Raw genomic sequence first — 20,738 nt, 5'->3', positions numbered from 1 at the left:
TTTTGTTGCTTGAAGTAAAAATGGTAGGGAGATTTAATCGGTGGATTCTTCCAATAATGTAATCAGAGCCTGTGTTCCGCTATTTTCTCCGCCATTTAGAGCCAGTTCCTCATATAATGACAGGGCTAGTTCCAGACCGGGTGTGCGTAGACCCATGTCTTTCGCTGAGTCAAGGGCGATTTTGAGATCTTTTATAAAATGCTTCACATAAAAGCCTGGTGCATAATCTTCATCAATCATCCGTGGAACCAGATTGCTAAGTGACCAACTTCCTGCAGCCCCTGATGTGATACTCTTTAAAACTTGTTGCGGATTCAAGCCAGAATTCTTTGCATAGAGAAGGGCTTCACTGACACCCACCATATTCGATGCAATGGTGATTTGATTACACATCTTCGTATGTTGTCCTGCGCCTGCTTTCCCTTGATAAACGACATTTGAGCCTAAAAGATCTAAGAGAGGTTTGGCGGATCTGTACGCTTTCTCGTCTCCACCTACCATGATGGAAAGTCTTGCTTCCTTTGCTCCTATGTCACCACCGGAAACTGGTGCATCTAATGTATAGATCCCCTTATCCATTGCGGATTTGGAAATTTTTTCTGCTAATTCGGGAGAAGAAGTGGTCATATCTATGGCTAGGGAATTAGGTTTTAAATGATGAAGGATCCCACTCTCTCCAAGATATAAGTCTTCTACATCAGAAGGGTAGCCTACGATTGTTATGACAATATCCGAAGCTTCCGCCACTTCCTTTGGTGTATCGGCCCATTTTGCTCCGTTATGAATCAATTCCTTTGCCTTTTCTTTTGTACGGTTAAATAGTACCAGCGGGAATCCGGCTTTCTGAATATGACTAGCCATACTCTTACCCATTACACCAGTTCCGATAAATCCAATGACGGTTTTGTTTGAAAGTTCCTCCATTTACTACATCCTCTCTTGATTTAACATCTACGTTTATTTTCAACTAGAATGATTGTGTTGTCCACTCTTTCACTTAGCTAAGCTAACTTCAAGCCGTAATGTTTATTTTCATGTGAACGGGGAAAACATTGAACATACCAAATAACGATATACCCGAATGGAGGAAAGTAGCATGAAAGTAAATAAAACCTTACTTGTTGGAGCCACTGTAACCGCGGGGTCACTGGGATGGATGTTATCATCGAAGGATAAGCGTAATCAGCTTCATAATATGAAAGAAGGATTGGTTACAAAATTCAAGAAACGAAGAAAAGAAGATTTGCCAGTAGACAAAGGTGGGAATCCTGACCCTTCCAATATTGAGGATAATTCCATGGTGAGCGAAGGTGCCATGACATCAGTTCAATATTACAATGAACAAAAACAAGATTAAAAAGGCTGCACGCAAGGGTTAGTCCCCTTGCGTGCAGCTTTTATTTTAGTGAAAGAAAATAAACGGTAACAAATAGGAGAACGACAGTAGCGACAGCCGCCATCATTTTAATAAAAACATCGGATGAAGTAAATGTTTGTGTGTTAATATGCTTCCTAGTACGGTAATAATTAATGGTTGAACCAATGATGATGACTAATCCAACGAAGATTGAAACCGCACTGATGCTGACGGCGATCTTATCTTGGAGGGGATTCCCCTGAAGAGAGTTATAATGCAGGCTTGTCGTCAAAAAACCGATTCCTATCATGGCAATGGCTGTTCGAATCCATGCCAAAAACGTTCGTTCATTTGCCAGATGCTGTTGAATATATTTTGATTCCAGTGTTTCTTTCACGTCTCTTCACTTCCTCGGTTCATCCAATCCATGCACCGACCCTGATAAAGCTCAGAGACGGTGCATGTTTTCTTCAACCTACATAGACAGATTACCGTATGGCACATCGGTTAGGACCGGTTTCCATTTCACGCTTTTCTTCTTCTTCTGGTTTCATTTTCCCCATATTCGTTTCACGAATTTTCTCATAGCTATTCGGTTGTGAAGGAAGATTTTCTGTGACTGTTTTTCTGAATTCTTCCTCATTTTCGATATTCAACCCATGATTTTCTTTATACAGACCGCTTAAGGATTGTGAAACTGAACCATTTTCATTCATCTCGTCCAAAGTCATAAAATGTGCAGGTAGGACAAGTAAATCATCTTGAAGATGTTTATACCGGGAATACAATGTTGTTCTCAAATCCCCTACCCAGTCCTCTGCTTTTCCAGCTAAGTCAGGTCTTCCAATTGAATCGATAAACAGAATATCTCCTGTTAACAAGTAATGGTTATCGACAATAAACGAAGTGCTTCCAATTGTATGTCCAGGTGAGTAGACAGCTTTAATGCTCGTTTTCCCAACCTGAATTACGGTATCATCATTCAAGTCTTTATACTCATATTGTACCTCTTCAGCATCTTTAGAAGGTATATAATAGGGCGTGTTGTATTCGTTACTTAAGGATCGACCGCCCGAAATATGATCAGCATGAAGATGGGAATCAAGTATGGCTTTAACGGAGAGGCTATGTTCCTGTATGAATTTCTTATAAGGTTCCAACAGCCGGGCTGGGTCAACGAGTGCAACCTCCCCATTAGAAACAATGGCATAAGATAAACACCCTTTTCCGATTCTTACGAATTGGTATAGCTCGCCGCCTGATACATCGCCGATTTTAACCGGTTCTAAATGTTCACTCCATGCCTGCATGCCACCTTCTACTGAATGGATATTTTCCATGCCTGCATCAACCAGCATCTCTGCAGTCTTCTTCGAAGAATTCCCTTTAGCACATATAACATAAATTGATTCGTCTTTTGAAAGTGTACCTTTAATCGATTCAAGATTGTTTTTCAACTCGCTAAATGGCTTGTTTATAATGGAAACATTCTTTCCTTCAACCTTCCAGTCATCGAATGCATCTTGTGGTCGAACGTCCAATATAAACATTCTATCTCCATTGATGATCTTTTTTGTCAGCTCTCGTGCTGATAACTCATTTATTGTCCTAGTCATATCCTAAACTCCTCCCACATAATTATTTTACCTTAATGATTTTACATTATCCTAAATTCCACACTCTAAACCTGCATGGGTATTTAACAGATATTCAAAAGTAACTTCATTCTACGTTCCCTTCCCATGAATTCATACCACCGTCCATATTTGTCACATTGAATCCCTGGTACTCTAGAAATGATACAGCCTGACTGCTTCGTCCACCTGATTGACAGACTATGATGTAATCTTTCTTTTTATCTAATTCATTCATACGAAATTCCAGAAGTCCAAGGGGAATATTCATACTGCTTGGGATCTTCCCATTTCGTACTTCAGCTACCTCACGGACATCGATAATATTTAATGATTCTCCAGTTACTAATCGTCTATTAACTTTATTTGCTAAAATTGTTTTCAATCAAACTCTCCTCCTTTAGAATTGCCATTCAATAACTATAAACATTTATAACGAACCCCATTAATTTAACCAGGAATTCATTCCACCTTTCACATTTGTTACGTTAGTAAATCCTTTTTGCTTAAATAATTTACATGCATTTGCACTTCTCATTCCGCTTTGGCAGATGACAATGATTTCTCTTTCTGTAGAGAGAGTGTCAGCATGTTGTTGAAGAGTCTGTAACGGCATATTTTTAAAGTGCCTGATGTGATTGCGTTTGTATTCTCCTGGAGTACGAACATCAATAAACTGCTTGTCTCCATCTCCGAGTATTGATTTTAATTCCTGCGCTGATATTTGGTTTAGATTTTTACCATTATTCTTCATCATATAAAGAATAATAAGTACAGCAAGAATGATTAATCCTAGAAATTCCATTTGATGCACCTCATCTTTTCTTTGAGATTCCGCCGAAGCGATTACCTTATACCACGATTATATACCCCTGTAGGTATATTGTCAATCACTTGTGTCCCTTTACATAAAAGAGCCGACTTCCCTTGGAAAGTCGGTTTGAATAATTATAGATAATAATAATATCGTTTATATGGTCCCTTAAAAGGTCCGTTTATGATTTGCCCTCCTAAAAACCCCAATCCAAGCCCGATTAATCCTGCTCCGAGAGGGTTCAACCCGTATCCTGGTTGAGGGTATGGAGGTCCGTAGACTTGCTGAGGAAACCCAGAAGGCGGATATCCTTGTGGACCATACGCTGATGGAACACCACCATATGATCCTGGTGGTGTCTGTCCGTAGAATGATCCTTGTACAGGAGCTTGACCATAGGGATTCCCACCACCTGGTATAGCACCTTGATACCCAGTGCCAAGATTGGGTAACCCAGAGCCTGAGTTCAATAGACTCAATAAATTCTTTCTGTTTGTGTTTCTCCATGCGTGCATGTTCGTCACTCCTCTTTATTAGCCTATTAAAAAGCTGGGAGATGGGAAGGGCAAATGTCCCTGTTAAGGAAAAAGTAGAAGATAACGAACTGGTTTCTCCCCTTTTTTATGAATCATGAATCCATGTTAAAATGAGCTTAGAGTATTGATACAAAAAAACTCACAAAAAATTCACTATTTATATTTATAATAAAGCTTGATGTAATTTCCTATTTACGAGGTTGGGAGTCGTTATGATGAAAAAATGGAATATACTGATTGTGGATGATGAACCTGAAATGAGGCAGTTGATTAAACTATATTTAAATAGGGATCACTATTTCTCAGTAGAAGCTGAGAACGGTTTGGATGCCCTTGATCAACTGAATAAAACACATATTGATTTAATGATTGTGGATATTATGATGCCATTTATGGATGGATTTCAATTATTAGAAGAGGTGCGGGAAAAAAGTCAGATTCCTTTCATTTTCCTTTCAGCTAAAGATGATGATTTGGATAAAGTGAAAGGACTTAAACTTGGAAGTGATGACTATATGATTAAGCCTTTTAACGCTGAAGAGCTGGTTGCACGTATTGAAACCATATTGAGAAGATCATATGGAGTTCAGTCGCATCAGCGGTCAATGATCGAACGCTATGGTCCTGTATCATTTAATTTGGCTTCTAGAACCGTATCAGTCGGTGATCATTCACCACGTTTGACTTTAAAAGAATATGAACTTTTCTTATTTCTCGCACGTAATCAAGGAAGGGTATATAAGAGGGATCAGCTTCTTGACCGTGTATGGGGAAATGACTATGAAGGCAGTGACCGCACAGTGGACACACACATTAAAACGTTACGCCTTAAATTAAAGAGCTACGGTCATTTAATTGAAACAGTCTGGGGACTTGGCTATAAATTTGAGGAGTCAAGGTGAGACGATTAACCCTTCCTCTCAAGAAAAAGGTTTCTCTCCTTTTATTAAGCAGTTTGTTTTTAACTATCGTTTTTTCGTTTTTATTTATTCATTTTCTATACAAGGATTTATATATTGGGACTGTGAAAGAATCTCTTCTATACCAAGGACAGAGAACAGCTGCTCACTATCATTACGGGGAAGTAAGCGGGAATGTTAAAGACAAAATATTATGGTACAACGTCATATCCCCTTATGAAGTTTCAGTAGTTGAAAACCTTGATGAATTGGGAAAAAACTTCCCTTATCTGCTTGATCAAAAGCCGCTCATTGATGATAACGATCAAAAGGAACTGGCGAAAGGGAAACATATATTGAAGGAAGGCTATGTTGATGAATTCAATCGGAACGTAATCGGAGCCATCTTTCCCCTTATGAATGAAGATAAATTAATGGGATACCTATTCATTTACATCCCTCTTGCAGAAATGACTGAAGTCTTCAGTAAGGGCATACCGATTTTGGTATTGGCAGGGGTAATGTTTTATTTCGTTCTCTTCATTATCATACAGTCTTCGCTTGACTCCTTGTTCAAACCTGTCAAGGAAATGCAGCGGTTTTCAAACAAAGTGGCAAAAGGAGATTTCACTGAACGACTTACTGTCTCATCAAATGATGAAATGGCCGAGCTTGCCTGGACCTTTAATAGTATGGTTGACTCCCTACAGCATCAAGAAGATCGGAAAAGACAATTTCTCTCTAATGTTGCTCACGAGTTACGAACCCCCCTTACTTACATCGGAGGGTATGCAAAGGCACTGACTGACAGGGTACAAACGAATCCTGGGGAAATCGAAGATAGTTTACACCTGATCCAAAAAGAATCGATACGAATGCAAAAATTAATTACCGAACTGTTGGAATTGAACAAGCTGGAAGATGCTTCTTTTTCATTAGATATTGAACCGATTGTGCTCTCACAAGTGGTCATGGATTCATTGGAACTTATTCGCCCTCACGCCAATATGAAGCAAATTGATCTTTCACATCAATTGAATGAGGAATCGATCATTCATGGTGATCCCAACAGGGTCATGCAAGTGTTCTATAATATCCTTGATAACGCATTAAAATATTCACCCGAAAGAAGCTCTATTGTTGTACATTCTTATGAGATAGACGGTATGGCAGTTGTTAAAATACAAGATGCGGGGATCGGTATTCCCAAAGAATCTTTGCCGCAAATTGGGGAACGATTCTTTCGTTCCGACCTTTCCAGGACCAGGGAAACAGGAGGATACGGTCTCGGTTTATCCATCGCCAAAGAAATCATGCATAAACATAAAGGATCCTTGTCTGTAGATAGTGAGGAAGGGAAAGGAACAACAGTTCACCTTACATTTCCTCTACTTGAAATTTAAAGAAGACTGAGTCGATATTGACTCAGTCTTCTTTAGTATTTCATGTTTATCCGAATAAATTTTTAATCGATTTAAAGAAGCTCTTGATTGCTTCTAGTAAGCCAGTAAAGAAATCAGATACTTTTTGACCGAATCCTTCATCGTTCACAATATCCTTAATCGTGGTTTGAATATCCTTCGTCAGGTCATCTAGCTGTTGCTTGACATTGTCAAAGTTAATATTAAGTGATCTCATCTTTTCAAATAAGTCAATTAATAATTGACGATCCTCTGGACTCAATTGAATGTTAAGGGTCTGTAGTTTATCTTCGACGATTTTCTCTATTTCCTCTTTTGTCGCAGGATTTTGTTCAGCAATTTCCTTCTTGATCTCAGTTAATAGTTTACTAACCTCTTCCTTGTCGATCCCAGCTTCTTTCGCTAGTTCGGTTGCGACGGATAATTCTTCATTGGCAACTTCCATTCTGACGGTATCAAGCTTCTCTCCACTTACATCATAGGCTTTATAGATACCAACTAATGCAGAATGGCCACTCACCTTTACGGGTGATGCTACATCTACAACAGCATTTTCTACTCCAGCTGTCAGAAGTGCATTGGAATACATGGAATTGGTTACTTCCGTAATATTATCCGGAGTCACAATATTGACCTTAAGTCCTTCACCCTTTTCTTTACGGGTGATCATAGCAGAGGAAAACATGCGGGCATTCCGGTTTTCACCTTCAATATACTTCACAAGGTCTTCACCTGTTGCCGTGAACTCCTCAACTTCAGTGCCTTCATCCATTCCAAGTTGCTTTTGCACTTCTTTTTTCTGTTGGCTGGTTAGTGTTTCTCCATATACCACGATAGGTAGTCCGAATTTTTCATTAATACTTGCTTTATCATTATCTGCAGCTGCAGCTGGCTGAATCCCGCTTACGAGTATTGTACATAGTAAGAGGATTCCGATGAATTTTTTCATATTTTATTCTCCCTTTTTCGCTTTAGTCATCATTAATAGCTTGGATTCTTGGAGTACTCACCCATTGTACCCATCTAACTTTCTTTTTTCATCCAACTAGAGTCTGATTTCTTTCTACACCTTAGACGTTAGGAACTCATAAAACGTTACAATGACTTTTCACTACCCTATTATAACAGTGTCGATTTATTAATGAAGAATATGTAGAAGACCTATTTTTTATGAGGAATTGTTTCAGGAGTGATTTCGAGCAGTTAGCCACCGTTAGCTACGTTCTTATGGAGACTCCTTTGAGGAGGAGATGTTGGTTTGGAATGAAGGTTTCGTCTTTTTACAAACTGAAGACAGGGAGTGGAAGGGCAACTTCGACACAGGTCCCCCCTGAATCACTTGAAATCGTTACTTTTCCAAAGTGATTGTCGACGATTTGCTTACTCACCATGATTCCTAATCCCGTTCCATTCTGTTTGGTCGTGAAAAAAGGTTCCCCTATCCGTTTCAATAGTTCATCTGGTATACCAATTCCTTCATCAATAAAGCGGATGAATACTTGGTTATGAATTTCTTCTAGTTCAATCAGAACCATTCCACCAACCGTCATAGCCTCTAATGCATTCTTAATAAAATTGATGAATACCTGTTTGATCTGATTTTCATCACAGATGATGAAGCATGTTTCTTTTTTAAATTTAGAATGAATCTCAATGCTTTTCATGATCGCGTCTGTATTAATCAGAGTGACCACTTGCTCAATCAATAGAACTAAATCAGTCTCCTTCATATCAGAATCCCTCGGCTTAGCTAAGGAAAGGAGTTCATTCAGTATCAGTTCTATTCTACTCATTTCACTCGTAATAACATCGAAATAATATTGTTTATACGTATTTTCCCTCTCCATAAGTTGCAAGAAGCCTTTTATGGATGTGATCGGGTTACGTATTTCATGGGCAATTCCTGCTGCCAGCTGACCGGCTACTGATAATTTCTCCGACCTGATCATGAGTTCCTCTGCTAATTTCCGCTGGGAGAGGTCACGGATCATCACGTGTGAAACCAATTCATCTTCGAAATATGTAGGGATTGCTTTCACTTCAACTTCCACAATCGAATCGTCGAGACAAATCATTTTTTCCATTTGGGGCATGACGGCTTCGCCTTTATTGAGAAGCTCGATTCTTCTTAACACCTGTTGTTTGTAATCTGGATGAACAAAATCCACTACCTTTCGATTCACGATTTCATCTTTATCTTTTGCTTTTAAAAACTTGATTCCGGTTTCATTGATATACTGGCAAATCCCATTCTTATTAACCATTACTGTATCCGGAGAGAATTCGACCATCTTACTATATAATTCCTCCCTTCTTTTCAGTTCTTCTTCATTTCTCTTCAGAGTCGTAATATTTTTCGCAATACCGTACACGCCAATAATTTCATTTGACATTTCCACCGGAAACATAGTGATATTCACTTCTATCTGATGGCCATTACGATGCAGGATTTTAAAGTCAAAGTTTTGAATACTTCCATTTTTCACTGAAGGAAAATGTGTTAATGTAGAGCTTTTATATGTAGGGGGTATAATTTCTATGAATTTTTTTTGAATCAATTGGTTTGGAGTTAACCCTGTTATCAACTCACAGGATTTATTTGCATAAATGAACTGACCTTCTAAGTCTAATACAAATATCCCATCTGCGTTGCTTGTGAATGTGATTTGATCGGATTGAAGCTTATGTTCAATATGTTGTTTAAGCAGTCTTTTTTTTCTTGAGGCTTCTTCTCCTGACACGGCTCTCTCTCCTTCATGAATAATAATCATTTGGATATCATCGTCCACATACCCCCATTGTACAGAAAGAAGTCCCAATTGTATAAACTTTTTTATAGAAGTCAGAAAATTCTATTTATAACTAAAAATGCTTAGCTCTATTACTCTGCCTCTTCTTGAAACCAAAGAAGCCATGTAAAGTAGAACTAAGCATCAATTTGTTAAAATATTATAAGATATCCATCCATATTTTTATAGCAGTTCCTAAAATTAATAGGGCTAAAATCATTTGAAGTATCTTTGTATTCATTTTCTTGCCTGCCATTGCTCCAAGTGGGGAAGCAATTAAACTAGCTACCACCATAATCATCGCTGGTACATAATCTACTTGCCCCGTCGAAATCTTTCCAATCGTTGATCCGATGGAGGATATCAACGTAATAGCTAAGGAAGAAGCAATGGTCATCCGTGTCGGAATCTTTAGAACGACGAGCATGATTGGAACTAATAAGAATGCTCCTGCGGCACCGACAATGCCGGCACCGATTCCAACGATGAGGGCAAGTACGGCTGCTAACCATTTATGAAAAGAAACATCCTCTAATTTCACATCATCTATACCTTTTTTAGGAATGAACATCATAATCGCTGCAATTAAGGCCAGGATACCGTATACGATATTGATCCCAGCTTCACTCATAAATTTCGATCCATATCCCCCAACGAAGCTACCGATTAATATACTGACTCCCATATATGTGATGAGCGTTTTATTCAAGAAGCCTCCTTTTCGGTAAGCCCAAACTCCACCTAGTGTGGCAAAAAACACTTGTACTGCACTAATGCCTGATACCTCATGGGCAGAAAACGTAGCAACCCCCAGCAAAGGTGGGATGTAAAGGAGCATCGGGTATTTAATGATACTCCCGCCGATCCCCACCATTCCTGAAATATAGGAACCGACAAACCCGATTAAAAAGATGGTAATGATAAATGCCAAATCCATTTCAAGTCCCCCTCAATTAGTGAAATGGGAACCGCAACAAGCGAGTTCCCATTTGTTCATCTGTAAATGATCTTTACATTAGCGAACAGCACAACGATTTGGTCCAATTTCCATTTCACGCTGTCTTTCTTCATCTGGACTTACTTTCCCCATATTGGTTTCACGAATTTCCTGGTAAGCATTTGGTTGTGGAGGCAGATTTTCAGAAACTAGTTTTCTGAATTCATCTTCATTCTCAATGTTTAATCCGTGGTTCTTTGCAAAGAGCGTTCCTAACTTTTCTCCAACTGTACCACCTTCATTCAGTTCATCAATGATCATAAAGTGAGCAGGCAAAACGGTAAGGTCCATAGAAAGATCTTTATAGCGTTTGTATAGACTCTCTCTAAGATCAGCTACCCAATCCTCTGCCTTTCCTGCAAGATCAGGACGTCCAATGCTATCGACAAATAAAATATCCCCTGATAATAAATACTTCCCGTCGATTACAAATGAGGTGGAGCCTATTGTATGCCCCGGTGAATAAAGTGCTGTGATGTCAATGGTTGTTTGACCGATTACCACTTGATTTCCATCTTCAAGCGCTGCATAGTCAAAGGTGACTTCTTCAGCATCCTTAGGTGGCAACCAATAAGTGGCATTGGTATTCTCTGCAATGCCTCTCCCCCCGGAAATATGATCGGCATGCAAGTGAGTATCAAATACATGTGTAATCGTTGTGCCTTTTTCCGTTGCGAAATTGATGAAGCGATCAGTCATACGAGTTGCATCTACTACTGCTGCTTCTCCGTTAGATACAATCATGTAGGACAGACAGCCTTTTCCTAAACGCACAAATTGATAGAGCTCTCCTCCACTTGATAAGTCGCCAACTTTAACCGGTTCTAAATGTTCACTCCAAGCTTTCATACCTCCTTCAAGGTATGAAACGTCCCTTCCTTCTTCGGAAATCATTTCAGCGACCATAACGGAAGAACCTTCTTTCGCACATACGACTAAAATGTCCTTACCCTGTGGAAGTTGATCCATGATTTCTTCAACACCATCTAAAAGGTCGAAATAAGGAATATTCAAGTATTCAAATTTTTCACCCTCAATTTTCCAATCTTCAAATGCGTCAACATTTCGAACATCTAAAATGAATAAACCTTCCTTTTCCATCACTTTTTGAGCTACTTCTTTTGAATTCATTGGTTTAACCGCCATCTTTTCCCCTCCTGGATCATTCTTTCTTTATATTTTTTGATTACAGAACGAATTAGTCTGTCAGCCATCAAATGCAATAAATGACTTTATTTAATATCCGATTCAACGTCACCATTCCATTCACTCATACCTGGTACGACGTTGATGACGTTCGTAAAACCTTTTTCTGTTAATAATTGTGCTGCCATGTCACTTCTATTCCCTGTACGACAAACGACAAAGATATTTTTTTCTTTATTTAGATCACCTGCACGTTGTTCAAGCTCACCGAGTGGGATTGAAATCGCACCTGGAATATGGTTGAATGCGTATTCCGCTTTTTCACGAACATCCAGTACAACGGTATCATCATCGCTTAACTTTGTTGCTAATGCTTCATTGTCTGTTACTGAATTATGCTTGCGTTCTAAAGCTTCTTCCCCGCTTGATTTACGAACAAAATGCTTGAGCACATCACCGTCTTCAATTGTTCCAAGATAATCATGACCTGTGCTTTTAGCCCACGCTTGAAGATCTGCTTTTGAACCTTTGTCAGTGGCCTGTATTTCAATCACTTGCCCTGCTTCCATGTCTTTCATTGCCTTCTTTGTTTTCACAATCGGCATTGGACATGCCAAACCTTTTGCATCTAATACGAAATTTGATTCAATCGTGTTCATACGAAAAACCTCCAATTACCTTATAGGGTATATTTTTATTCAAAAAAATTAGATAAATAAGTTTACATTCCCATTTTCAGCATCTGCTAAATAAGCTGCTACACCAGCGTATTCAATTTCCTCTAATAATTCATCTTTGTGTAAACCTAATAAATCCATGGTCATCGTACATGCAACCAATTTGATGTCCTGTTCTCTTGCCATATCAATTAAATCGGGCAAAGGCATTGCATTATGCTTCTTCATGACACCTTTAATCATCTTTGGTCCCATACCCATGAAATTCATGTTTGATAATCCCATTTTGTCTGCCCCTCTTGGCATCATTTTACCGAACATCTTCTCCATGAATCCTTTTTTCATAGGTACCATTTCCTCTTTCCTTAAAGCATTTAAACCCCAGAATGTATGGAAAATGGTTACCTCGTGATCATATGCAGCTGCGCCATTGGCAATGATGTAAGCTGCCATCGCTTTATCGTAATCTCCACTAAAAAGAATGATATTCGTAGATTTTGTTTCTGACATGTTATCTCCTCCTAATTACTGTGCGGGGTATATATCAACTTAAAATAGTTACCCTTTTTTAATCCAGAATGTAAATACGTCCTGCTCTTCATTTGAATGAATTAATTCATGTCCTGTTGATTTTGCCCATGCTGTCAGGTCGCTCTTAGCGCCTTTATCTGTAGTTTGAACTTCAAGGATTTGACCAGATTCAATTTCTTTTATCGCTTTTCTAGTTTTTACGATCGGCATTGGACAAGCTAATCCTTTTGCGTCTAATACTTTATCTGCGTTCATTGATAATTCCTCCTAAAAATAATGGTTTCTATATACCTATAAGGGTATATTAAATGATAAAAAAAATAGTGTCAATCTTTTATTATCGACTCTTCACCAATAAATTGACTGCTTCCTTTACAAGCTCCTCAGTGTTTTCACCGGTTTCTTGTGAATCCTTTACACACTCAACAAGATTCATGCTAACAATCAAGCCTACAGAACGATCCAGAGCTGTTTTGGCTGCGGAAAGCTGTGTAATCACATCTTTGCAATCATCCCCCTGATCCATCATTCTGACAATTCCCCGGAGCTGCCCTTCAACTCGTTTAATCCGATTCTTGATTTGTGAATTGTAATCCATAAAGACACCTCCAATTGGCTTGTTGATTCCTTGCTACAACTACAATAATATACCCTATGAGGTATAAAGTCAAGGTTGTATTTAAACTTTTTTTAAAGGATCTTTTTCGTAAAGATTGTTGTTTTCTAACATTGGAGCTGCCAAGGCTCTGTCTATGAGTGAGTGCTATCAAAGCAAGTGCCTGGAGCGGAAAGGAACGCTCCATAATTTTACACGAGTTATATAAAATCAGTGGGTGAGGAGCAATAGTTCAATAGTTAAGACTGATCACCACAAATCATGGTAATCAGTCTTTTTGCATACCCTTATTTGTATGTCATTAAATCAAATAGAATTCAGTTTGCCTTTTTGCCATATATTCAAGGCGATTTTGAATGAAAGCAACAGGTTCTTCAAGATAGATGGGGACAATCTGACCCCATTCAGGAATGAATTGTTTTATATTGAATTCCATGGCATAGCATGTATTGGGTGTCAGTGGCAGATCACCTTTGATAGGGACATATCCTTGTTGGTCGTATAAACCGATTAGAGCACCTGCTTCATGACAATGGTTCCCTATCGGATGGGAGTAGAGCATCGCCTCAATTTCTTCATCTCTTGCCTTCTTCATTACCCTTTCAAATACTTCATTCCCCGTTTTGCCGACATTCATTTCTTCAGTTATTATGTCCTCGAGTCGCAAGGCAGTTTCCAATGCGGATTGAAGTCCTTCTGGTGCGTCCTCCTCCCCTGGATGGAGAACATAAGCGAGCTGTTGTGTATCTGTTGCAAGTCCTAAGTAACGAATTCCAAAATCCAAATGAACAATATCCCCACACCTAATAATTTCGTCTTCCAAACGGTCCATATCTGATCCTTTTCTTTGTAAATCCACTGTAGGATAAAAAGAGGTTTCCAATCCTGAATCCAGGACTCGTTGGCGTATCCAATCAACTACGTCTTCTGTCGTTGTGATACCAGGATGAATCACCGCTCTTGATAAGGCTTCTTCTGCCAATTCCCTTGCAAGTTCTGCAATGGACGGATAAGCCATCAGTTCCTTTGACGATCTTATCGATAGCCAGTCGACAATAAGGGGCTGTGCCGAAACAAATGCATGTGAATGCTCATCGAGCAGCATGCTCAATTGTTGATAATGAGAATGGCTCAATCCATCACCGGCAGCAAATATAGAAGAATAGTTCAATCCGATCTTATCAGGGTTAACTTCTCTCACTAATTGTTTAAGACATTCCCATTGATCACATTCTACTGGATTCCATATTCTTTCATAAAATGGTTCAAAGTTAGGATTGGGGTGAAGCACCCATCTATTGACTTGTCCCTCCTTTAAATAAAAAACCAGGATTGTCAATCTCCTTGACCCATCTACCCCTGCAGGATATAAACTTTTCAATATAGGGTCTTCATTATATTCTCTTCCTACTACAATCCACATATTTAAATTGTGTTTTTTCATAATAGAAGGCAATAGGGTATTAAGTCGATGAAATAACCAACGATTTTGGGTTTCTTCTCTTTTCTTTAGGGGAAGAATGACCGATAATGATTTCTTCTTATTGTTCATATATATCACCCTCTACTTCCATAGTTTTATTAATCCTTCGACAAAAAAATCACAATTCCTTCAATAACAAAAAAATGACCATTGAGGTAGCTCCACAATGGTCATTCTGAATCACCTATGTAAGGATTTATTCTTAACGATTCCTTCTTCCAAATATAATTCCTTTTGTAGATAGTCAGCAAATGTCTCAAGATGTTGCAACGAAAAGACATCCTCTTCCATTAGAGGAATACGATATAATGCTTGTGCTGAGAATTTCTCTCTCATCAATTCCAAATATACTTCCTCCTGATGCTTTCTTTTTTTCAAAAATTCACCATCAGCTTGTTGAGGAAGGACTTTATTGATAATGAGGCCGCCTATATGCAAGGAATGTCTGGACATTAATTCTATCGCTTTCTCGGTTTCAAGAATCGGAAGTCTTTCTGGAATGAGTACAAAGATAAAGCCTGTTCTATTTTGATCCAGTAGAATTTCCCTTACTTTAGAAAACTTTTCACGTCGCGTTTGCAAAATATCATAAATAGGGTCGTCAACCGGCTCTCCATCATTTAAAAGCTGCGAATAATTCTTGTTTGTTTTTTTCCTTCTTTCCAACATTCCATCCATCCATACCCCCATTAGTTCCGGAAGAGATAATAGGCGGATCGTGTGACCGGTAGGTGCGGTGTCAAAAATGATTTTGTCAAAGTCCTTACTTTCTTTAAGAATAATTGAAACGATCCGATCAAATAACGCAGCCTCTTCTGCACCAGGTGCAGAGGCGGCCATATCGATTTGACGGTGTACCTCATTTACCATGGTAGCCTTAACCATTCCCTTAAGATTCCCTTTCACTTCTTTAATGTATTGATGTGTTTCTGCGTCTGGATTAATCTCTATTCCCCATAAATTTTCAAGTAAAGGTGTTTTGATTCCGTTGATTTCCTGGTGGAAAATATCTCCCAAGTTATGGGCCGGATCTGTCGAAATAATTAATGTCTTCTTTCCCAATTTCGCAAACATCACAGCCAGTGCAGAGGCAGTCGTTGACTTTCCCACACCCCCTTTTCCTCCTACAAATAAAATGGACTGTTGATTTAATTCATTCATGCCGTCACCCCCGCTTCCTTTTACTAACAACATCTCATACCGTCCAGAGGAGAGTGCTCCATCCCCATCCTTAAATGCCAATCATGAAATTTTTCAATTATATATGGATAAAGCTCAAGGGTGTAATAGTATACGGGATTTGGAATGCCGAGCATATCAGAGTATATGAGCAATAAGAATAAATCATCTTCATCCCTCAATTCTCTCGCTATTTCGGTCTTGTGTGGAAGGCGGATCATGTCATCGTAAAGCTCTATCACCCGTTTGAACTTTTCTTTCATTGATGTATCCATTCCTGATTCCCCCTTTAAAGAAAGTCTTTGATTCTTGCATGGTACTGTCGATTGTCGGTAAGGAAATGCCCATTGATGAAAATAGCTTCCCTCTTAATAGAGAAAAGAAGAGAGTAGCATACAGTGTATAGGGAAATCTGTTTCCTTCCCACCTGTCTTCCTAAATAATAGAGAATCGATAGGATGTTTCTGGGATCACAGTAAATAATGTTTACAGCCATCCCGTATTGCTCGAAGGATTCACGGTAGAGCTTTGCAAGGGAGCTTCTTTCGTGATGGTGATGTGAGAAATCTTGCTACCCGTCACCACTAAGGCCACCACATCAGCCCATTCCGACTTCCAACTCTGTACGGATCATCATCACTTCTATCATATCTAACCCTCCTTCTGATTTCTTTAACAAAAAGAGGACCCGATTTGAGTCCTCTTATTCCCATCTATGCAGAGAACTGAGAGGGGTCATCCCCTTTTTTAGACAGTGAGGATGCCGCTGTTATGAGTATCCACAGGGTGAAAATCAAAATGATGCTCCCAAAGATGAATAGAAGCATATTCCCCTCTGAATCCCCGATTCCTGACCATTCAAACACAACTTGATTGATCATCGCCCATAATGTCATAAACATTAGGAATACCATTGGAATTAAAGTAGCAAAGTAATTTCTCCCTTGGCGTTTAAGCCAGATGGTGATCAGAAGTAAACTAATCCCTGCAAGTAATTGATTTGATGTACCAAATAATGGCCATAGAAGGTATCCTCCAGAACCAAATCCTTTTGGACCCTGAGGCAATACGGTTAATGCCGCACTTGATACTACAGCTACTGTAGTGGCAATATGGGCATTGGTTAATGATCGCACTTTATATTCTTCGCCCAATTCAGCAATAATGTAACGCATTAGGCGAACAGATGAATCTAATGTGGTGGCGGCAAAGCTCACAATAATGACGGAAACGATCGTTGCTGCAATATCCGCTGGAATACCTACACCTGTAGCAAGTTGTCCCGCTCCTTTAATGAATACGCCCAATCCTGCTCCACTTGCTGCGGCAAAGCCGCTGTAGGTTGCTTTAAATTCCTCCACATTCGGGAAAAATGTAATACATGCAATGATTGCAACCAATGCAAGTGCACCTTCTCCGACTGCACCTAAGTACCCAACAAAGCGGGCATCCGCCTCTGTATTTAGTTGCTTGGAAGAGGTACCGGATGAAACCAATCCGTGAAATCCGGAAATGGCACCGCATGCAATCGTAATAAATAATAAAGGAAACCACGATACATCTGCTGAACCGTTCGTCATAGGGGCCGTAATTTTAGGATTGGTAAACAATAGACCGAGATAGAGTAAACCAAGTCCGACGATTAATTGATGCGAATTGATATAATCACGTGGTTGTAATAGCTTCCAAACAGGAAGGATTGAAGCTATGTAAACATAAATCATTAATATAACAATCCAAATCATGAAGGCCATACTCGTTGAACTTAAACCAAAGAGTGAGGATGCGTCTTGCCCCCCAAAGTAACGAACTAAATCAATTTGTAGAAATTCGACCCGGCTTGCGATGACAGCTGATAGGTACATCACAGCAAGGGCTATGACAGAAGGAATAAGCATACTTCCATTCTTTTTGTAAACCGAATAGCCAATCCATACTGCCAGTGGAATCTGGATGAACACCGACAACACACTTGCTGGGAACGTAATGAATAAATTGGCAATGACCCAAGCAAATACCGCATTGACCATTAATACGAGAATTAAAATAATAAATAAAAATAGCACCTTTGCTCTTTTCCCTATAAGTTTATTGGCTAAAGTACCGACAGATTGTCCTTTATTTCGAACTGAAAGGACTAGTGTGCCAAAATCATGGACCCCTGCTGCAAACACAGTACCAAAAATCACCCATAAAAATGCTGGCAACCATCCCCAATATACAGCTATGGCCGGACCGACGATTGGTGCAGCTCCGGCCACTGAGGTGAAATGGTGACCCCAGAGGACAAATTTATTCGTTGGAACGAAATCCACACCATCTTTGTATTGGTGTGCTGGTGTCACATAATTCGGGTCAAGTCTGTACACTTTTTCTGCAATAAGCTTGGAATAATATTTATATCCTAATAAAAATACAATGCCTCCAATTACCGCTAACCATATTCCACCCATCTAATTCCTCCTTAAATTCGTTTGGATGCATATACATTTAAAAATCTGAATTTTTTGAATGTATACGCTTACTATATTCTACAATGGGTTTTTATGGATTTCAATAAGTACTTTTACTCCTTTTGATGCATAAAAAATAAAGGCAGATTCATTAAATGAACCTACCTGTACTCATATGGATTTATCGGACAAATATACTATCCTCATCAGTTGGATCAACGGCTTGAGGTATGTCAACGGTTGTTCGTAAAATCGTTTGGTCTGTATCGGTGGTTCTCGGATGACTGGACTTTGTAAGGAGTTCAAATGAGATCCGCTTTTCTTCACCTGCAAGAATCGTACCGATTTTGTCAAAGGCAATCGTGTCCATCTCCTTTTCATGATAGGAGAAATCGCTATCCTTTTTGTCTTCTTCATATTTGTGGAGAAGCAATAAGCGAACTTCATTGATGGGCTGATCAGCCATGCCACCCTTCAAGACGACTTCACCTTTAATCAGATCTCCTGATGAGATCTCAGTCGTATGTACGATGGTGTCTACTTTGACGTGTCCGATTCCGATACTCGATAAAAACTTATTAAACATCTTTTAACCCCCAATTTATATCATTGTTTCTATTCATACTATCAATTTCCCTTCTTATACGTCTACTCCTACATATTATGCTAGTTATTCGCAAAGAATATGGGAGACATAATGAACAGGAGGAATGAAAAATGAAAAAAATGGTTATTTCGTTATTAGCTGTTTTGATGATCAGCTTTAGTTTAGGCACCTTTGCTTATGCAGAAGGCGAGGGTCAAGCACCTGGTCAAAAGGTGAATCTAACGGCAGAACAAAAAGCTGAGCTTGGAAAATTACACGAGCAAATGTATTCGACAAAGAAAGAACTTGTGAAGAAATACGTCGAGTATGGTGTTTTTTCCAAAGAACAGGGTGAGAAAGTTCTTAACATGATGGAAGAAAAACATCAAAAACTAAAAGAAAATGGCTACATGATGAGATGGCATCCTCATCCACATCATGGAAAACAACTAGATACGAAAGAGTAACAGATTCGGAAGGGACAGGCATTGCCTACCCTTCCGAATCTATTTACAAGATGGGCAATCCATCACCTGCTAATGCCCATACTGGAGGATTTTTGCCACATTGTTGATATCCTTCATTGATACATCATAATGAGTAGTGAAGCGGACAAGAGTCGGGCCAAAGGTTACGGCCAATATCCCCTTTTTCTTTAAGTCTTCAACAAACAGCTCAGAAGTCATCCCAGTTCCTGATACATCAGCTACTACAATATTTGTATCTACACGATTGATGACGTCTATTCCGTTACATTCAGTCAGGCTTTCCTTTAAGATAGTTGCTTTATCATGATCTTCCGATAATCGTTCTCTCATGGTGGTTAGTGCAACCAATCCTGGCGCCGCAATCATTCCTACTTGTCTCAATCCCCCACCTAATCGTTTTCTCCACTTTCTTGCACGGGTAATAAAGGCATGATCACCTGCAATAATCGATCCTATTGGAGCACCCAGCCCTTTTGAAAGGCATATTTGAACGGTATCACAATAAGCAGTGAAATCTCTGGCATCTCTCCCACTTGCTGACACAGCATTAAAGAGTCTTGCACCATCTACGTGCACAGGAATGTCGTGTTTCTTTGCCATTGAATGAATGGCTTTCATATTTTCTGGTGATACGATGGCTCCTCCGGCTCGGTTATGAGTATTCTCCAAACAAATCAAACCTGTTTCCGGAAAATGTTGATCTTCTGTACGAATAGCTGCTTCTACTTCTATCGGGTCCATCGCACCATCGATTCCAGTAATCGTTCTAGTTTGAACCCCGGCTAACGCAGCAACTGCTCCTGATTCATAATAGAAAATATGTGAATTTGCTTCTAGTAAGATTTCATTACCTGGTCGTGTATGTGTCAATACGGCAATTTGATTCCCCTGTGTCCCGCTTGTCACAAATAAAGCTTCCTCTTTACCAAGAATTCGGGCAGCTTCCATTTCAAGCTTCAATACAGTGGGATCTTCACCATATACATCATCTCCTACTTCAGCTTCATATGCCGCTCTTCTCATTTCATCTGTTGGCTTTGTTATGGTATCACTTCGTAAATCGATCAAGATGGTATTCCTCCTCTTAAAAGTTCAATGGTTTCATTATAACAAAAGAAAAACACAAAGAAGG

At 39.3% G+C, this 20,738-nt stretch carries 24 protein-coding genes; 4 read left to right on the top strand and 20 right to left on the bottom strand.

Translation table 11 applies throughout. From position 1 onward, the window contains the following. Positions 1-33: 33 nt before the first annotated feature. The gene (locus tag FGG79_RS04250; RefSeq protein ID WP_138776498.1) at positions 34-924 is read right to left on the bottom strand and encodes an NAD(P)-dependent oxidoreductase; all 891 of its coding nucleotides are present in this window, start codon (positions 922-924) and stop codon (positions 34-36) included. A gap of 172 nt (positions 925-1,096) precedes the next feature. Here FGG79_RS04250 and FGG79_RS04245 point away from each other — a divergent pair, with 172 nt between their 5' ends. Next, a complete protein-coding gene (locus tag FGG79_RS04245; protein WP_138776497.1) occupies positions 1,097-1,357 on the top strand; it encodes a hypothetical protein in 261 nt (86 codons plus the stop codon). Positions 1,358-1,397: 40 nt separating this feature from the next. Here the strand turns inward: FGG79_RS04245 and FGG79_RS04240 are convergent, their stop codons facing one another. The 5 genes from FGG79_RS04240 to FGG79_RS04220 all read right to left on the bottom strand — a co-directional run bounded on the left by FGG79_RS04240 (position 1,398) and on the right by FGG79_RS04220 (position 4,320). Continuing rightward, entirely contained in the window at positions 1,398-1,754 is a 357-nt protein-coding gene (locus tag FGG79_RS04240; protein WP_138776496.1) for a YidH family protein, read from the bottom strand. Between the two features lie 91 nt (positions 1,755-1,845). Then, entirely contained in the window at positions 1,846-2,973 is a 1,128-nt protein-coding gene (locus tag FGG79_RS04235) for an MBL fold metallo-hydrolase (RefSeq protein WP_138776495.1), read from the bottom strand. Positions 2,974-3,079: 106 nt separating this feature from the next. Next, positions 3,080-3,376, bottom strand: coding sequence for a rhodanese-like domain-containing protein (locus FGG79_RS04230; RefSeq protein WP_138776494.1), 297 nt, complete (start codon positions 3,374-3,376; stop codon positions 3,080-3,082). Positions 3,377-3,436: 60 nt separating this feature from the next. Next, entirely contained in the window at positions 3,437-3,796 is a 360-nt protein-coding gene (locus FGG79_RS04225; protein ID WP_138776493.1) for a rhodanese-like domain-containing protein, read from the bottom strand. Positions 3,797-3,939: 143 nt separating this feature from the next. Continuing rightward, complete coding sequence (locus tag FGG79_RS04220) at positions 3,940-4,320, bottom strand: hypothetical protein (protein ID WP_138776492.1); 381 nt, start codon at positions 4,318-4,320, stop codon at positions 3,940-3,942. Positions 4,321-4,556: 236 nt separating this feature from the next. Here FGG79_RS04220 and FGG79_RS04215 point away from each other — a divergent pair, with 236 nt between their 5' ends. Beyond that, entirely contained in the window at positions 4,557-5,243 is a 687-nt protein-coding gene (locus tag FGG79_RS04215; RefSeq protein ID WP_138776491.1) for a response regulator transcription factor, read from the top strand. Next, positions 5,240-6,643, top strand: a complete 1,404-nt coding sequence (locus FGG79_RS04210; RefSeq protein ID WP_171050794.1) for a sensor histidine kinase — start codon at positions 5,240-5,242, stop codon at positions 6,641-6,643. The genes FGG79_RS04215 and FGG79_RS04210 overlap by 4 nt, the downstream gene beginning before the upstream one ends. A 46-nt stretch (positions 6,644-6,689) precedes the next feature. On the opposite strand, the gene FGG79_RS04205 is transcribed toward FGG79_RS04210, so the two are convergent. The 13 genes from FGG79_RS04205 to FGG79_RS04145 all read right to left on the bottom strand — a co-directional run bounded on the left by FGG79_RS04205 (position 6,690) and on the right by FGG79_RS04145 (position 19,118). After that, a complete protein-coding gene (locus tag FGG79_RS04205; protein WP_138776489.1) occupies positions 6,690-7,610 on the bottom strand; it encodes a DUF1002 domain-containing protein in 921 nt (306 codons plus the stop codon). A 331-nt stretch (positions 7,611-7,941) separates the two neighbouring features. After that, positions 7,942-9,402 (bottom strand): PAS domain S-box protein, encoded by a 1,461-nt coding sequence (locus tag FGG79_RS04200; RefSeq protein WP_171050793.1) that lies wholly within the window; start codon positions 9,400-9,402, stop codon positions 7,942-7,944. Between the two features lie 208 nt (positions 9,403-9,610). Further along, positions 9,611-10,387 (bottom strand): sulfite exporter TauE/SafE family protein, encoded by a 777-nt coding sequence (locus tag FGG79_RS04195; RefSeq protein ID WP_138776487.1) that lies wholly within the window; start codon positions 10,385-10,387, stop codon positions 9,611-9,613. Positions 10,388-10,465: 78 nt separating this feature from the next. Beyond that, complete coding sequence (locus FGG79_RS04190; RefSeq protein WP_138776486.1) at positions 10,466-11,593, bottom strand: MBL fold metallo-hydrolase; 1,128 nt, start codon at positions 11,591-11,593, stop codon at positions 10,466-10,468. Between the two features lie 86 nt (positions 11,594-11,679). Beyond that, complete coding sequence (locus FGG79_RS04185; RefSeq protein ID WP_138776485.1) at positions 11,680-12,252, bottom strand: sulfurtransferase TusA family protein; 573 nt, start codon at positions 12,250-12,252, stop codon at positions 11,680-11,682. Between the two features lie 48 nt (positions 12,253-12,300). Continuing rightward, complete coding sequence (locus FGG79_RS04180) at positions 12,301-12,780, bottom strand: DsrE/DsrF/DrsH-like family protein (protein WP_138776484.1); 480 nt, start codon at positions 12,778-12,780, stop codon at positions 12,301-12,303. Positions 12,781-12,828: 48 nt separating this feature from the next. Further along, positions 12,829-13,056, bottom strand: coding sequence for a sulfurtransferase TusA family protein (locus FGG79_RS04175; RefSeq protein WP_138776483.1), 228 nt, complete (start codon positions 13,054-13,056; stop codon positions 12,829-12,831). An 82-nt stretch (positions 13,057-13,138) separates the two neighbouring features. Beyond that, positions 13,139-13,399, bottom strand: a complete 261-nt coding sequence (locus tag FGG79_RS04170) for a metal-sensitive transcriptional regulator (protein ID WP_138776482.1) — start codon at positions 13,397-13,399, stop codon at positions 13,139-13,141. Positions 13,400-13,718: 319 nt separating this feature from the next. Further along, positions 13,719-14,969 (bottom strand): M24 family metallopeptidase, encoded by a 1,251-nt coding sequence (locus FGG79_RS04165; RefSeq protein ID WP_138776481.1) that lies wholly within the window; start codon positions 14,967-14,969, stop codon positions 13,719-13,721. A gap of 111 nt (positions 14,970-15,080) precedes the next feature. Then, the gene (locus FGG79_RS04160; RefSeq protein WP_138777579.1) at positions 15,081-16,061 is read right to left on the bottom strand and encodes an ArsA family ATPase; all 981 of its coding nucleotides are present in this window, start codon (positions 16,059-16,061) and stop codon (positions 15,081-15,083) included. A 23-nt stretch (positions 16,062-16,084) separates the two neighbouring features. After that, positions 16,085-16,342, bottom strand: coding sequence for a cory-CC-star protein (locus FGG79_RS04155; protein WP_138777578.1), 258 nt, complete (start codon positions 16,340-16,342; stop codon positions 16,085-16,087). A 450-nt stretch (positions 16,343-16,792) separates the two neighbouring features. After that, positions 16,793-18,532: a carbon starvation CstA family protein gene (locus tag FGG79_RS04150; RefSeq protein WP_138776480.1), complete on the bottom strand. Its 1,740-nt coding sequence runs from the start codon at positions 18,530-18,532 to the stop codon at positions 16,793-16,795. 181 nt (positions 18,533-18,713) lie between these two features. Beyond that, positions 18,714-19,118, bottom strand: coding sequence for a sporulation protein (locus FGG79_RS04145; RefSeq protein ID WP_138776479.1), 405 nt, complete (start codon positions 19,116-19,118; stop codon positions 18,714-18,716). Positions 19,119-19,249: 131 nt separating this feature from the next. Between FGG79_RS04145 and FGG79_RS04140 the strand changes: the two genes are divergently transcribed. Then, the gene (locus tag FGG79_RS04140; protein ID WP_138776478.1) at positions 19,250-19,585 is read left to right on the top strand and encodes a YckD family protein; all 336 of its coding nucleotides are present in this window, start codon (positions 19,250-19,252) and stop codon (positions 19,583-19,585) included. 69 nt (positions 19,586-19,654) lie between these two features. Here the strand turns inward: FGG79_RS04140 and FGG79_RS04135 are convergent, their stop codons facing one another. Next, positions 19,655-20,674: a threonine aldolase family protein gene (locus FGG79_RS04135; RefSeq protein WP_138776477.1), complete on the bottom strand. Its 1,020-nt coding sequence runs from the start codon at positions 20,672-20,674 to the stop codon at positions 19,655-19,657. Positions 20,675-20,738: the final 64 nt, after the last annotated feature.

Origin of the sequence: Bacillus sp. BHET2 (genome assembly GCF_005938125.1) — a bacterium.
Lineage (GTDB): Bacteria > Bacillota > Bacilli > Bacillales > Bacillaceae_B > Rossellomorea.
The sequence above is the reverse complement of the archived record's forward strand: the minus strand, read 5'-3'. Positions and strand labels throughout refer to the sequence as shown.